Source organism: Enterobacter sp. JBIWA008 (assembly GCF_019968765.1).
In the GTDB taxonomy this organism is placed as follows: Bacteria; Pseudomonadota; Gammaproteobacteria; order Enterobacterales; family Enterobacteriaceae; genus Enterobacter.
This window is the reverse complement of sequence record NZ_CP074149.1, coordinates 3325120-3339131: the sequence shown is the minus strand read 5'-3', so window position 1 is coordinate 3339131 and position 14012 is coordinate 3325120. Positions and strand designations below refer to the sequence as shown.

Genomic DNA, 14012 nt, shown 5'->3' with positions numbered 1-14012 from the left:
GAGAGGTTTAGTATAACGTGATGAACCCCAGGAAGGAGACTGACATGATCCAGTGGCAAGATTTACACCATAGTGACCTTACCGTTCATTCACTTTACGCCCTGCTGAAACTGCGCTGCGAAGTGTTTGTTGTGGAACAGACCTGCCCATATCAGGACATCGATGGGGATGACCTTGTCGGCGAGAACCGCCATATCCTCGGCTGGCGGGGTAACGAGCTGGTGGCGTATGCGAGGATTCTGAAAAGCGAAGACGATTTTGAGCCCGTGGCGATCGGTCGCGTCATCATCAGCAGTAACGCACGTGGAGAAAAACTGGGCTATCAGCTGATGGAAAAAACGCTGGAGGCGTGCCGGAAACAGTGGCCGGACAAGGCGTTATACCTGGGCGCGCAGGCACACCTGCAGTCCTTCTACGGCCATTTTGGTTTTACGCCAGTGACGGAGGTATACGATGAAGATGGCATTCCGCACATCGGCATGGCGCGGGAAGCGAAGCAGGCGTAATGGCGAGTCGTTGGCTATAGTTAGCGGACTGGTGTACTAACATGGAGAAAAATATGTCATTTCAATCCTGGGATACCCGTATCGACGACGACCTGGCCTTGCTGAGCGAAACGCTGGAAGAGGTGTTACGTTCCTCGGGCGACCCTGCCGATCAGAAATATATTGAGCTAAAAGCCCGCGCCGAGCAGGCGCTGCATGAAGTGAAAAACCGCGTCAGCCATGCGTCTGATACCTACTACTACCGCGCCAAAAAAGCGGTGTATCGTGCCGATGATTACGTGCATGAAAAACCGTGGCAGGGTATTGGGGTAGGGGCTGCCGTAGGGCTGGTGCTGGGTCTGCTGCTGGCCCGTCGTTAAGCCGCTTAACCACTCCCTATACGTGGGTACTGCTATTTATGGCCAGTACCCCGTATAATACGAGGTTTTAACAGGGAGAGGTTCGCGTGAATTCGATTTTCCTCGCGCTGGAGCAACTGCGTACCCAGCTATCGCAAGCGTTACCCGCAACACCCGGCATACGTCATTTCGACGTCTCTTTCCCGTTAAACGACGCTTTCGATCCTCTTGCCTGGCTGGGCGAGCAGCAGTGTTATCCGCAGTTTTACTGGCAGCAGCGTAACGGCGATGAAGAGCTGGCCGCGCTGGGGGCGGTTATCCCCTTTTCCTCTCTGGCAATAGCCTCGCAGTTTTTACGCGAGCAAAACGCAGCAAGTGATACCCGCATCTGCGGCCTGAACGCCTTTAATCCGGAGCAGGGCAGCCTCTTTTTACCGCGACTGCTCTGGCGACGCACCGCTGGCAACGCCACGCTGCGCCTGCAGCTATGGAGCGACCGCTCGCTTCAGGAGGATGCCCGCGCCGCGCTGGATTTTTTACAGCAGCTCCGTCCTGCTAGATCTATTCGTCCGCTGTCCGTTCAGGTTGAGCACGAAACCCATCAGCCGCAGCAGGCCGAATGGCTGAAGCTTATCCGCAGGGCGACGGAGACCATCGCGCGCGGTGATTTTGAAAAAGTGGTTCTCGCCCGGGCAACCGATCTGCAGTTCACACAGCGCGTTAACCCTGTCGCGCTGATGGCGGCCAGTCGCGCCCTGAATTTACATTGCTACCATTTCTGCATGATATTCGACGCCAGCAACGCGTTTCTCGGCTCCACGCCCGAGCGTCTCTGGCGGCGGCGCGGCAAGCTGCTGCGCACGGAAGCGCTGGCGGGCACCGTTGCCAGCCATAGCGATGATAGCCAGGCACAGCGTCTCGGCGAGTGGTTGCTTAACGATGATAAAAACCAGCGCGAAAATATGCTTGTCGTGGAAGATATCTGCCAGCGTCTTCAACACTATACGCAGACGCTTGAGGTACTGCCCGCCCAGGTGGTACGCCTGCGTAAAGTACAGCATTTGCGCCGCTGTATCTGGACTGAGCTCAAGCAGGCCGATGATGAGCAGTGTCTGCTCATGTTACAGCCCACCGCGGCCGTTGCTGGATTACCCCGACAGCCAGCGCGTGAGTTTATTCAGAAGGTTGAACCTTTTAACCGCGAGTGGTACGCCGGTTCGGCCGGGTATTTATCCCCCGAACGGAGTGAGTTCTGCGTGGCGTTGCGCTCCGCGCGCGTTCAGGAGGACTGCCTGCGGCTCTACGCCGGTGCCGGTATTGTCAGCGGATCTGACCCGGAGCAGGAGTGGCAGGAGATTGAAAACAAAGCGGCCGGATTGCGCTCTCTGCTCCTAAGGGATTAATACAGATTCGCGCAATCCCGATTCATATCAAAATTCCATTTTTTTCTATTATTTATACTGTGTCGCATTCTTGATACCGGACAATCTCATGTCAGTAAGTTCTTTTAACCGACGCTGGGCGGCGGTGATCCTTGAAGCCCTGACTCGCCATGGCGTCAGGCACGTGTGTATTGCACCGGGTTCTCGCTCAACGCCGCTGACGCTGGCGGCCGCAGAAAACCGGGCGTTGATTCACCACACTCACTTTGATGAGCGTGGCCTCGGACATCTTGCGCTCGGTCTGGCGAAGGTCAGCAAAGAACCAGTGGCGGTGATCGTCACCTCCGGTACCGCAGTGGCGAACCTCTATCCGGCCCTGATTGAAGCCGGGTTAACGGGTGAAAAACTGATCTTACTGACGGCCGATCGTCCCCCTGAGCTTATCGACTGCGGTGCCAATCAGGCAATTCGCCAGCCGGGGCTCTTTTCTTCTCATCCTTCGCAGACGATTTCGTTACCGCGTCCCACCCAGGATATTCCGGCAAGCTGGCTGGTCTCCACCGTCGATCACGCTATGGAGACGTTGCGCAGCGGGGCGCTGCATATCAACTGCCCGTTTGCCGAGCCGCTGTACGGCGAGCTGGACGACACGGGTCTTGACTGGCAGCAGTCCCTCGGCGACTGGTGGCAGAGTGAAAAACCATGGCTGCGCGAGCAGACGCATCTTGAGAGCGCAAAACAGCGCGACTGGTTCTTCTGGCGGCAGAAGCGCGGCGTGGTTATCGCCGGGCGCATGAGCGCCGCCGAAGGCAGGCTGGTCGCCGAATGGGCGCAAACCCTTGGCTGGCCGCTGATTGGCGACGTGCTTTCCCAGACCGGGCAGCCGCTGCCGTGCGCCGACCTCTGGCTGGGTAACGCAAAAGCGGTCACCGAGCTTGCGCAGGCGCAGATTGTGGTCCAGATCGGCGCAAGCCTTACCGGAAAACGGCTACTGCAGTGGCAGGCCACCTGCACGCCGGAAGAGTACTGGCTGGTGGACGCGCTGGAAGGGCGGCTCGACCCGGCGCACCACCGCGGCCGTCGTCTGGTCAGCAGTATCGATGCCTGGCTGACGCTTCATCCGGCTGAGAAACGCAAGCCCTGGGCGGTTGCTATCCCGGATCTTTCGCGCCAGGCGTGGGAACTGACCAAAGCGCACTGTGAAGCGTTTAGCGAGGCCGGGCTGGCGCACCGTATTCGCCAGTATCTGCCTGAACAGGGGCAGCTGTTTGTCGGCAACAGCCTGGTCGTGCGGCTGATTGACGCTTTCTCAAAGCTGCCCGCGGGCTACCCGGTGTACAGCAACCGTGGTGCGAGCGGCATCGACGGGCTGATATCCACGGCGGCGGGCGTGCAGCGCGCCAGCGCGAAATCGACCCTGGCGATCGTGGGCGATCTCTCCGCGCTCTACGATCTCAACGCGCTGGCGCTGCTGCGTCAGGCGTCAGCCCCGTTCGTGCTGATTGTGGTCAACAACAACGGCGGGCAGATTTTCTCCCTGCTGCCTACGCCGCAGAGCGAGCGCGAGCGCTTCTATCTGATGCCGCAGAACGTGCAGTTCGAACACGCCGCGGCGATGTTCAGCCTGAAATACCATCGCCCGGAAAGTTGGGAACAGCTGGATGCCGCGCTAGGTACCGCCTGGAAACAGCCAGGTGCGACGCTGATTGAGCTGGTGGTGAACGATGCTGACGGTGCGCAGGCCCTGCAAAGCCTGCTGGCGCAGGTGAGCCAGCTGTGATCCTCTCTGGCGTGCAGCAGGCCGGAAAACCGGGCTATCCGTGGCTGGTCTTTTTGCACGGTTTTTCGGGAGATTGCCGCGAGTGGCAGAGGGTCGGTGAAGGACTCAGCTATTACCCCCGGCTGTACCTGGACCTGCCGGGTCACGGTGGATCCCTGGATCTGGGCGTGAAGGGGTTTGACGAGATGAGCGCGTTGCTCACCCGAACCCTTCTTAGTTACAACATACTCAAGTTCTGGCTCATAGGGTACTCTCTCGGCGGCCGCATTGCGATGTTCCATGCCTGCCAGCAGCCGAAGGGGCTGCTCGGGGTGATTGTTGAAGGTGGGCATCCGGGCCTGTTGGATGCCGATGCGCGAAATGCGCGGCTGGCATCCGACCGCCGTTGGGCAACGCGTTTTCGCTCCGAACCGCTGGAAAAGGTCTTCGCTGACTGGTACCAACAGCCCGTGTTCACCTCCCTCACGGACGCCCAGCGCGATGCGCTCATTACCCTGCGCAGCCAGAACAACGGCGCGACGCTGGCGATGATGCTTGAGGCGACCTCGCTGGCCGTGCAGCCGGATTTGCGTGCCGCGCTTAGCGCACGCGATTTCTCTTTTGACTATCTCTATGGCGAACGGGATGAGAAGTTCGCGGCCCTTGCCGCGGAAGTGAACGCCGTTCGCCATGCCATTCCAGACGCTGGACACAACGCCCACCGGGAAAATCCCGATGCGGTTATCGCGAGTCTGGCTCAGATACTGCGTTATCGAATAAAGGACACTCTATGATCTATCCTGATGAAAACATGCTTTACGCCCCGGTTGAATGGCAGGACTGCTCCGAAGGCTATACCGACATTCGTTACCACAAGTCCACCGACGGCATTGCCAAAATCACCATCAACCGCCCGCAGGTGCGTAACGCCTTCCGTCCGCTGACCGTGAAAGAGATGATTCAGGCCCTGGCGGATGCGCGCTACGACGACAACATCGGCGTGATTGTCCTGACCGGCGAAGGCGATAAGGCGTTCTGCTCCGGTGGCGATCAGAAAGTGCGCGGCGACTACGGCGGATACCAGGACGATGCGGGTACGCACCACCTGAACGTCCTCGATTTCCAGCGCCAGATCCGCACCTGTCCTAAACCGGTGGTTGCAATGGTAGCGGGATACTCCATCGGCGGTGGTCACGTGCTGCACATGATGTGCGACCTGACCATTGCGGCCGAGAACGCCATCTTCGGCCAGACGGGCCCGAAAGTAGGCTCCTTCGACGGCGGCTGGGGCGCTTCCTACATGGCGCGCATCGTCGGGCAGAAAAAAGCCCGTGAAATCTGGTTCCTGTGCCGTCAGTACAACGCTCAGGAAGCGCTGGATATGGGCCTGGTGAATACCGTGGTGCCGATTGACGATCTCGAAAAAGAGACCGTGCGCTGGTGCCGTGAAATGCTGCAAAACAGCCCGATGGCGCTGCGCTGCCTGAAGGCCGCGCTCAACGCCGACTGCGACGGTCAGGCGGGTCTGCAGGAGCTGGCGGGCAACGCCACCATGCTGTTCTACATGACCGAAGAGGGCCAGGAAGGGCGCAACGCGTTTAACGAAAAACGCCAGCCGGACTTCAGCAAATACAAACGGAACCCGTAATGCGCCGCGCGCAGGTTTACCGCTGGCAGATACCGATGGACGCGGGCGTGGTGCTGCGTGAACGGCGGTTAAAAACCCGTGACGGCTTCTTCGTGCATCTTCAGCAGGACGAGCGGGAAGGCTGGGGCGAGATTTCGCCTCTGCCGGGCTTTAGCCTGGAGTCGCTGGATGACGCGCAGTCTGCATTGCTGGCGTGGGCAGACGCGTGGCGTGAGGGCGCGAATCCGGCGTTGCCGGACGTGCCTTCCGCGGCTTTTGGTATCAGCTGCGCGCTGGCGGAGCTGGACGGTAGCCTGCCTGAAGAGGCTAACTACCGCGCCGCGCCGCTCTGTACGGGCGATCCTGACGAGCTGTTCGCGCTGCTCTCCGCCATGTCGGGCGAGAAAGTGGCGAAAATTAAAGTCGGTCTCTACGAAGCGGTGCGCGACGGCATGGTCGCCAACCTGCTGCTTGAAGCGATCCCCGACCTTCATCTGCGTCTGGACGCTAATCGCGCCTGGACGCCGCTCAAGGCGCAGCAGTTTGCAAAATACGTCAATCCGGCGTACCGCAGCCGCATTGCCTTCCTCGAAGAGCCGTGCAAAAACCGCGAGGATTCGCGCGCGTTTGCCCGCGAAACGGGGATTGCCATCGCCTGGGATGAAAGCCTGCGTGAGGACGATTTTGAATTTTTCGCCGAGCCCGGCGTCAGCGCGGTGGTGATTAAACCAACGCTGACCGGCAGCCTGGCGAAGGTGCGCGAGCAGGTCGCGGCAGCGCACGCCTCAGGGCTGACGGCGGTCATCAGCTCGTCGATTGAGTCCAGCCTTGGGCTGACCCAGCTGGCGCGCATTGCCGCCTGGTTAACCCCGGATACCATCCCTGGCCTCGACACGCTGAACCTGATGCAGGCCCAGCTTATCCGCACGTGGCCGGACAGCGTGCTGCCGCGCCTCGACGTTGGGGCGCTGGAGCCGTTGTTATGAGTTTTACCGACTGGCCGTGGCGGCACTGGCGCGCGCAGTTTGCTGATAAACCGGCCCTGAGGCTGAACGACGAGGTGCTCAGCTGGCAACAGCTGTGCGCCCGCGTCGACCGCCTTGCGGCAGAGTTTCACCTGCAGGGCGTGGAGGAGGGCAACGGCGTGCTGCTGCTGGCCCATAACCACCCGCAAACTCTGCTGGCGTGGCTGGCGCTGCTCCAGTGCGGGGCGCGTATTCTTCCCGTTAATCCGCAGCTGCCGCGTCCGCTGCTGGACGTGTTGCTCCCGCAGATGACGCTGCGCTTTGCGCTGGTGCTGGACGGCACCTGTGACGCTCTTCCTGCCCTGCGCATGCGCGAGCACACGGGTGAATATCGCGTTGCGTGGCAACCGTCGCGGCTGGCGTCCATGACGCTGACCTCCGGCTCCACCGGGCTGCCGAAGGCGGCGGTGCATACCTGCGACGCCCATCTCGCCAGCGCGCGCGGCGTGCTGGCGCTGATGCCCTACGGCGAAGACGACGACTGGCTGCTTTCGCTGCCGCTGTTTCACGTTTCCGGCCAGGGGATTTTATGGCGCTGGCTGCAGGCCGGCGCGCGGTTAACCGTGCGCGAGAAACAGCCGCTGGAGCAGGCTTTGCGCGGCTGCACCCACGCCTCGCTGGTGCCGACCCAGCTCTGGCGTCTGCTTAATACCCACCAGCCTGTCGCACTGAAAGCGGTGCTGCTGGGCGGGGCCGCCATTCCTGTGGAATTGACGCAGCAGGCGCGAGAGCAGGGTATTCGCACCTTCTGCGGCTACGGCCTGACCGAATTTGCCTCTACCGTCTGCGCGAAAGCGGCGGACGGTGAGCCGGACGTAGGCTATGCGCTGCCGGGCAGAGAGGTGCAGGTAGTTAATGGTGAGGTCTGGATCCGGGCGCAGAGCATGGCCTCAGGCTACTGGCGGGACGGCGAATTGGTTCCGCTGAACAATGCGCAGGGATGGTTCGCTACCCGCGATCGCGGCGAATGGCATGACGGCCGCCTTACGATCCTGGGCCGCATGGACAACCTCTTTTTTAGCGGCGGAGAAGGGATCCAGCCGGAGAGCCTTGAGCGTGTTATCGCCCGCCATCCGCAGATTAACCAGGTGTTTATCGTCCCGCTGGACGACGCCGAGTTTGGACAGCGTCCGGTGGCGGTGGTGGAGTGCGAGCCGGGAACGGATATCACCTGTTTACCTGACTGGGTCAGAGATAAAGTGGCGCGTTTTGAACAACCCGTCCGCTGGCTGCTGTTGCCGATCGAGCTCAAAAATGGCGGTATTAAAGTCTCACGCCGCGCGTTGCAGCAGTGGGTGAACGCATCGCTGAAAGGATAATAGCCGTTTCAAATAGTTACAATCTACTGACCTGCCGCACGCAGAGTGCTTGATCCCCGGAAGACTCCGGTTAAAATCTCGCGGTTTTGGGACTTCTTTATAATAATTGTGTGGGATCACGACAATGAAAAAAGTGGCATTAGTGGGCTTCGGCCTGATGGTTGTATCTGCGGCGGCTAACGCCATCAGCATTAACGGCTCGGCGGGTCAGGATTATACCCACCTGGGCTTTGGCATGGGTACCGAGACTTCCGGTCTGGCGATGACCGGCGGCTGGACGCATAACGATGACGACGGCGACGCGGCCAGCCTCGGCCTGGGTCTGAACGTTCCTCTTGGCCCGTTCCTGGCCACTGTCGGGGGTAAAGGTATCTATACCAACCCTAATGACGGTGACGAAGGGTACGCGGCGGCAGTGGGCGGCGGCCTGCAGTGGAAAATTGGCGACAGCTTCGGCCTGTTTGGTGAGTACTACTATTCGCCGGACTCCCTCTCAAGCGGTATCGAAAGCTATGAAGAGGCCAACGCCGGCGCGCGCTGGACCATCATGCGTCCGATTACCATCGAAGCGGGCTATCGCTATCTGAACCTGGCCGGCAAAGACGGCAACCGCGACAACGCGCTGGCCGACGGCCCGTACGTGGGCGTCAGCGCAGGCTTCTAATCACTCCGGCGCGGCGTTCTGTCGCGCCAGTTTCTCTCTTCTCCACCCCGCGTTTGCGCTATAGTGTTTTGACCAAATAAGCGGGAGAACATAATGATTAACGTGGAGATGTTATCCACCGGCGACGAAGTGCTGCATGGACAAATTATTGATACCAATGCTGCCTGGCTTGCCGATCTTTTCTTTGAGCAAGGATTACCGTTAACGCGCCGCAATACGGTGGGCGACAATCTTGAGTCGCTGGTCGCTATTCTGCGCGAGCGCAGCGAACACTGCGACGTGCTGATTGTGAATGGCGGACTCGGCCCCACCGGTGACGATCTCAGCGCGCTGGCCGCCGCGACCGCAAAAGGCGAAGGGCTGGTGCTGCACGAGGCGTGGCTTTCGCAGATGGAGCGCTTTTTCTCCGAACGTGGTCGCATCATGGCTCCCAGCAACCGCAAACAGGCTGAAATTCCCGCCAGCGCCGAGCTGGTCGATAACCCGGTGGGTACCGCGTGTGGGTTTGCCATGCAACTGAACCGCTGCCTGATGTTCTTCACGCCGGGCGTGCCCTCAGAATTTAAAGTGATGGTCGAGCAGCAGATCCTGCCGCGCCTTCGCGACCGTTTTACCCTGCCTGAACCGCCGCTTTGCCTGCGCCTGACCACCTTTGGCCGCTCGGAAAGCGATCTGGCCCAGAGCCTTGACCCTCTCCCGCTGCCGCCGGGCGTCTCCATGGGCTACCGCTCCTCCATGCCGATCATTGAACTCAAGCTGACAGGCCCGGCGGAGCAGAAAGAGGCGATGCTGGCCCTGTGGCCCGAGGTGCAGCGCGTGGCGGGCGAAAGCCTGATCTTTGAAGGGACGGAAGGGTTGCCCGCGCAGATTGCGGCGCAGCTGCAGTCGCGTCAGCTGAGCGTGACCTTAAGCGAGCAGTTCACCGGTGGCCTGCTGGCGCTGCAGCTTTCACGCGTCAACGCGCCGCTGCTGGCCAGCGAAGTGGTGCCGTTCCAGCAGGAGACTCTGGCGCAGACCGCCCGCTGGGCTTCCGAGAGAAGGGTGAAGCATTTTGCCGGTCTGGCGCTGTTCGTCGGGGGGCTGGACGAGGAATACCTTAACTTCGCGCTGGCGACGCCGGAAGGCACATGGGCCCTGCGGCTAAAAATGAGCATCACCCGCCACAGCCTGGCGGTGCGTCAGGAGGTCTGCGCCATGATGGCGTTGAACATGCTGCGCCGCTGGTTGAATGGCAAAGAGGTTGCCAGCGAGCACGGCTGGATCCATGTGGTCGAGTCGCTGTTCATCGAGTAAAACCTGTGCCGGGGCCTTTCGCCCCGGCACTGTTCAGGCGAGCGCCTTTGCCAACAGCGTAATCGGATGTTCGCAGCGCTTGCTGGTGGACATCTCAATCTGCCACTTGCAGGTTTCGCAGTCCGTTACCACGATATCCGCGCCGCTCTCTTCAATCTGGCGGAACAGCGGGGCGCCAATCGCCTGTGACGTTTCGTAGTTTTCACGCTTAAAGCCGTAGGTCCCCGCAATCCCGCAGCAGCGCGAATCCAGCACCGTCAGCTCCAGGCCTGGAATTAACCGCAGCAGCTCAAGCGTATAGAGCGACCAGCCCATTTTCTCCATATGACACGGCGTGTGATAGACCACTTTCAGCGGTAATGTCCCCAGCGGCAACGTCTGCCCGCTATCGAGCTTGCGCCACAGGAAGCGTGTCGCCAGCTCGATGTGCTCGCGCAGGCCGGTATTATCAACGTCCAGCAGGTGCGGATACTCATCGCGCAGGGTGAAGGTACAGGTGGATGAGGTCGCCAGTACCGGAATACCTTTATCGACAATCGCTTCGCGCAGGGAGGTGACATTGCTCTGAGCCTGCCTGCGCGCTTTATTGGTAAACCCGTTGGCAATCAGCGGTACGCCGCAGCACTTCTCTTTATTCAGTAGCTGAACGCCCGTTCCCATGGCGTTCAGCACCTTCAGCAGATCTTTACCCAGCTGAGGATGGTTGTAATTCACGTAGCAGCCGTGGAAAAAGGCCACCTGATCGGCGTACTGCGCCTGTTGCGCCGCGACGGATTTATACCAGCGGCGGAAGGTGCCGTGAGAATATTTTGGCAGGCTGCGGTGATGATCTATCTTCAGCGTGGCATCCAGCAGCTGGCGCACCGGTTTGAGGGAGGTCGCGGCATTTACCAGCGGGGCAAACGGCGTTGAGACGCTGCCCATCAGATCGGTATGGCTGAGGATCGCGTCCCGCAGCGTCGGCTTTTGCGTGCTGTAGCGCGCCCGGGCGCGCTGGATAATATCGCCGATTTTCACATCCGACGGGCAGGCGACTTCGCAGCGTTTGCAGTTGATGCAGTATTTCAGCGCCTCGTCGTACAGCTTGCCGTCCTTCAGGCGCAGGCGCTCGCCGTCCGGCCCGGCCTGCTTTGGCCCTGGATAGCGCGGATTCACGCCGCTGACCGGGCAGACGGTGGTACAGACCGTGCATTTAATGCAGCTTTCAAAACGGGTGTCGTTCATTGTTCAGCCTCCGTGCGCTGGCTAATCTGCTCTGCCACATACAGCGCCGTGACGGCGCAGACCCCGCCACCGCATCCCTGGGTAATGGGATCGTACCCGCCCAGCAGCGAGCCGATGGCAAAGAGATTTTTGACGGGCTTACCGGAAAGTTGCGGATGCAGCTGGTTATCGACAATCACGCCGAACTGCTGCCAGGGCTGCGGCGAGAAGAAATCACTCTGATACCAGTCCGCGCGGGAGGCTCGCTGGCGAACATCCAGCCCCATAATGGCTTCCCGGATGCCCTCCCGGCTGCTCAGCAGCCCGTTGCTGAAGAAGCTGCCGCTTGCCAGCACCGTATAGCGGGCGCGAAGCGGAATATCATCGTGGTTGCGCGTCCAGATTTCGCTCACCGCGCCGTCGGTCAGGGTGATTTCTTTCACCTCATCACCCGCCATCCACACGCCGCCCTGCGCGACAAACTGGCGCTGGAGCTGGGTATGCAGGCGAATGCCGGGGACGGAAGGGGGCAGGGTTGGCAGCAGGCCGAGCGTGCAGGGCAGACGATCCGAGAGCCAGCGCCAGAGCCGGTTGTCGCGTAAACCAAAGCAGGCGGGCATCAGCAGGGCATCACAGCTGTCGCTGAGCGGTCTGAGCGCGTCATACAGGAGCGGCCATTTGTCCTCGCTATCCAGAAAACGGGCGATATTCACCGCGCGAAACTCGCTCGGGTTATCGCGCAGGACGTCAAGCTCAGGCAGCTCTATCTCTGCCGTTTCGGCGTTAACGCCCTGGCGACAGAGCGACGCCGCCGCGAGATGGGGCTGAAAATCCAGAAAGCCGCTAATGCCCACGACCCGCACGCGCGCGGCATTTAAGGGTGCAACGGGCACCTCTTCCGGGCTGAGCCAGGCGGAGCGCAGGGTGCCGAGCGGCGTGACGCGCTGATGATTGAGCCGGGCGCTTCCCTTCAGACGTGCGCCGCAGTCCGCCATCAGCGCTTCGGTTTCCAGCGCAAAGCGATCAATATGCTGGGCGCCAATCAGGTGATACGGGTGCTCCGGCGGCAGCTTATCGCGGTACGCTTCGTCCACCAGATCCAGCGAGCCCGACGAGAAGTGCAGGGCGCTCTGGCCCCGGGTGATAATGGCGCAGCGCAGCCCCTGCTTCGTGAGCTTGATGCCGCAGAGCAGGCCCGCCAGCCCGCCGCCGACGATTACGGTATCAAATTTCATCGCGTTGCTCCTTCTCAAGACCGCAAAGCCCCTGGTAGACCCAGCGGGTAAATTCGCTTTCGCGCAGGGCATCGCCCCAGGCGACAGGCTGAATACCTTTCCAGCGCTCGTTTAAAAACGCGCTGAGCTGATCGAGCGACTGGGTGGCGGTGGTGGTATGAAAGCGCTGCAGCAGCCCGGCAGCACGACAGGCGCACAGCTCGCCCTGACAGGTACCCATTCCCACGCGGGTGCGGCGGCGAAGATCGAGCAGGCTGTTAACCGTCAGGCTCTCCACCGCGTACTGCACCTCACCGGCGGTGACGGCTTCGCACTCGCATACCAGGCTGCGGCTCAGTCGTCCTTCACCGAGCCACTGTGGCGTTCTGTCGCCGTGGCGGTAAATAGCGGACCCGCGCAGCGGCGAGGGGAGGGAGATAATTTTTTGCAGCGTTTTTTCGGTGGACTGACGCGAGCCGGGCAGGGCTTGTTCTGCCGTCACGCACCGTTCGGTATTGCCCAGCTTGCGGCAGACGGCATCGGTCGCCCACTCGGCCATGAGGCGGTAGGTCATCAGCTTGCCGCCGGTGATGGTGATAAACCCGTCCATGCCGTCGCGCTCGGCGTGATCGAGCAGCACGATGCCCCGGCTGACGTTACGTCCGCTCGGGTCGTTGTCGCTGGCAACCAGCGGACGCACGCCCGCGTAGGCGCGCAGAATACGCGTCTGCGCCATCACCGGGGCCAGTTTTTCACCTTCGCGCAGCAGGACGTCGACCTCTTCGGCGGTCACGCGATTGTAGTCAATCTCGCTGTAGTCCACGTGGGTTGAGGTGGTACCGATTAACGAAATGGTGTCGCCCGGCACCAGGATATCGGCATCAGACGGTTTGCGGCAGCGGTTAATCACGTGATTATTGATGCGGTGGTCGAGGATCAGCAGCGAGCCTTTCGCCGGGAACATGCGCACCGACAGGTCCGCGTATTCAGCGATGCGCTGCCCCCAGATCCCCGCCGCGTTGACCACCACGGCGGCATACAGCTCGCTGTGTTCGTTATATTGCGTATCAACGATCCGCACGCCGCAGATGCGATGACCTTCGCGGATAAGCCCGGTCACTTCGTGCCCGGTCAGAATGTGCGCGCCATGCTCGCGGGCGTCCAGCATATTGGCGGCCGTCAGGCGGAAGGGGTCAACGGTGCCGTCAGGCACTTTCACCGCGCCGATAAGCGCCCGGTTAACCGACGGTTCCAGCCGCCGCGCCAGCGCCGGGTCCATGGCCTCAGCCTGAATGCCTGCTACAGTGCAGGCGGTAATAAAGGTCTTCTGAAAGGCGAGGTCATCTTCGGGAAGAGTAATAAAGAGGCCGTCGGTCGGCTCAATGCAGTGGCGGGCGATACGCTTGAGGATCTGGTTTTCGGCAATACATTCGCGCGCGGATTCACCGTCGGTAACCGCATACCGCGCGCCGCTGTGCAGCAGGCCGTGGTTACGACCGGTTGCGCCCGTGGCGATATCATGGCGTTCCAGAAGCGTGACGCTTAAGCCGCGAAGAGCGCAGTCGCGCGCGATCCCGGCGCCGGTTGCGCCACCGCCAATGATTATCACATCACTATAACGAGGATCGTGACTGGTCATTGTTTACCCTCTATGTTCGTTTTTTTATCATTTAGCCATATCA

At 60.8% G+C, this 14012-nt stretch carries 13 protein-coding genes; 10 read left to right on the top strand and 3 right to left on the bottom strand.

The annotated features are described in order from the left end of the window. Positions 1 to 44: 44 nt before the first annotated feature. The 10 genes from KGP24_RS15990 (at position 45) to KGP24_RS15945 (ending at position 9913) form a co-directional block, all read left to right on the top strand. Positions 45 to 506: a GNAT family N-acetyltransferase gene (locus KGP24_RS15990; RefSeq protein WP_223561108.1), complete on the top strand. Its 462-nt coding sequence runs from the start codon at positions 45 to 47 to the stop codon at positions 504 to 506. Between the two features lie 53 nt (positions 507 to 559). Further along, the gene (gene elaB, locus KGP24_RS15985; RefSeq protein ID WP_008500219.1) at positions 560 to 865 is read left to right on the top strand and encodes a stress response protein ElaB; all 306 of its coding nucleotides are present in this window, start codon (positions 560 to 562) and stop codon (positions 863 to 865) included. An 86-nt stretch (positions 866 to 951) separates the two neighbouring features. Beyond that, positions 952 to 2247: an isochorismate synthase MenF gene (gene menF, locus KGP24_RS15980; RefSeq protein ID WP_223561107.1), complete on the top strand. Its 1296-nt coding sequence runs from the start codon at positions 952 to 954 to the stop codon at positions 2245 to 2247. 88 nt (positions 2248 to 2335) lie between these two features. After that, a complete protein-coding gene (gene menD, locus KGP24_RS15975) occupies positions 2336 to 4006 on the top strand; it encodes a 2-succinyl-5-enolpyruvyl-6-hydroxy-3-cyclohexene-1-carboxylic-acid synthase (RefSeq protein WP_223561106.1) in 1671 nt (556 codons plus the stop codon). Next, positions 4003 to 4779: a 2-succinyl-6-hydroxy-2,4-cyclohexadiene-1-carboxylate synthase gene (gene menH, locus KGP24_RS15970; RefSeq protein ID WP_223561105.1), complete on the top strand. Its 777-nt coding sequence runs from the start codon at positions 4003 to 4005 to the stop codon at positions 4777 to 4779. The genes menD and menH overlap by 4 nt, the downstream gene beginning before the upstream one ends. Next, positions 4776 to 5633 (top strand): 1,4-dihydroxy-2-naphthoyl-CoA synthase, encoded by an 858-nt coding sequence (gene menB, locus KGP24_RS15965; RefSeq protein ID WP_223561104.1) that lies wholly within the window; start codon positions 4776 to 4778, stop codon positions 5631 to 5633. Before menH ends, menB begins: the two co-directional genes overlap by 4 nt. Further along, on the top strand, positions 5633 to 6598 hold the full coding sequence (gene menC / locus KGP24_RS15960; RefSeq protein WP_223561103.1) for an o-succinylbenzoate synthase: 966 nt from the start codon (positions 5633 to 5635) through the stop codon (positions 6596 to 6598). The genes menB and menC overlap by 1 nt, the downstream gene beginning before the upstream one ends. Then, complete coding sequence (gene menE / locus KGP24_RS15955) at positions 6595 to 7956, top strand: o-succinylbenzoate--CoA ligase (RefSeq protein WP_223561102.1); 1362 nt, start codon at positions 6595 to 6597, stop codon at positions 7954 to 7956. The genes menC and menE overlap by 4 nt, the downstream gene beginning before the upstream one ends. Positions 7957 to 8080: 124 nt before the next feature. Next, positions 8081 to 8620, top strand: coding sequence for a YfaZ family outer membrane protein (locus KGP24_RS15950; RefSeq protein ID WP_029740927.1), 540 nt, complete (start codon positions 8081 to 8083; stop codon positions 8618 to 8620). Between the two features lie 93 nt (positions 8621 to 8713). After that, entirely contained in the window at positions 8714 to 9913 is a 1200-nt protein-coding gene (locus KGP24_RS15945; RefSeq protein WP_223561101.1) for a nicotinamide mononucleotide deamidase-related protein YfaY, read from the top strand. A 33-nt stretch (positions 9914 to 9946) separates the two neighbouring features. Here KGP24_RS15945 and glpC read toward each other — a convergent pair whose 3' ends face one another. Genes glpC through glpA form a run of 3 tightly spaced genes read right to left on the bottom strand, consistent with a single transcriptional unit; the run spans position 9947 to position 13969 of the window. Further along, on the bottom strand, positions 9947 to 11137 hold the full coding sequence (gene glpC, locus KGP24_RS15940; protein ID WP_223561100.1) for an anaerobic glycerol-3-phosphate dehydrogenase subunit GlpC: 1191 nt from the start codon (positions 11135 to 11137) through the stop codon (positions 9947 to 9949). Then, positions 11134 to 12351, bottom strand: coding sequence for a glycerol-3-phosphate dehydrogenase subunit GlpB (gene glpB / locus KGP24_RS15935; RefSeq protein ID WP_223561099.1), 1218 nt, complete (start codon positions 12349 to 12351; stop codon positions 11134 to 11136). The genes glpC and glpB overlap by 4 nt, the downstream gene beginning before the upstream one ends. After that, positions 12341 to 13969 (bottom strand): anaerobic glycerol-3-phosphate dehydrogenase subunit A, encoded by a 1629-nt coding sequence (gene glpA / locus KGP24_RS15930; RefSeq protein WP_223561098.1) that lies wholly within the window; start codon positions 13967 to 13969, stop codon positions 12341 to 12343. Before glpA ends, glpB begins: the two co-directional genes overlap by 11 nt. Positions 13970 to 14012 lie beyond the last annotated feature (43 nt).

Bases quoted from the DNA above. Each gene is read 5' to 3' on its own strand.
- KGP24_RS15990 (WP_223561108.1), top strand. From the start codon at position 45: ATGATCCAGTGGCAAGATTTACACCATAGTGACCTTACCGTTCATTCA.
- elaB (WP_008500219.1), top strand. From the start codon at position 560: ATGTCATTTCAATCCTGGGATACCCGTATCGACGACGACCTGGCCTTG.
- menD (WP_223561106.1), top strand. From the start codon at position 2,336: ATGTCAGTAAGTTCTTTTAACCGACGCTGGGCGGCGGTGATCCTTGAA.
- menB (WP_223561104.1), top strand. From the start codon at position 4,776: ATGATCTATCCTGATGAAAACATGCTTTACGCCCCGGTTGAATGGCAG.
- menC (WP_223561103.1), top strand. From the start codon at position 5,633: ATGCGCCGCGCGCAGGTTTACCGCTGGCAGATACCGATGGACGCGGGC.
- menE (WP_223561102.1), top strand. From the start codon at position 6,595: ATGAGTTTTACCGACTGGCCGTGGCGGCACTGGCGCGCGCAGTTTGCT.
- KGP24_RS15950 (WP_029740927.1), top strand. From the start codon at position 8,081: ATGAAAAAAGTGGCATTAGTGGGCTTCGGCCTGATGGTTGTATCTGCG.
- KGP24_RS15945 (WP_223561101.1), top strand. From the start codon at position 8,714: ATGATTAACGTGGAGATGTTATCCACCGGCGACGAAGTGCTGCATGGA.
- glpC (WP_223561100.1), bottom strand. From the start codon at position 11,137: ATGAACGACACCCGTTTTGAAAGCTGCATTAAATGCACGGTCTGTACC.
- glpB (WP_223561099.1), bottom strand. From the start codon at position 12,351: ATGAAATTTGATACCGTAATCGTCGGCGGCGGGCTGGCGGGCCTGCTC.
- glpA (WP_223561098.1), bottom strand. From the start codon at position 13,969: ATGACCAGTCACGATCCTCGTTATAGTGATGTGATAATCATTGGCGGT.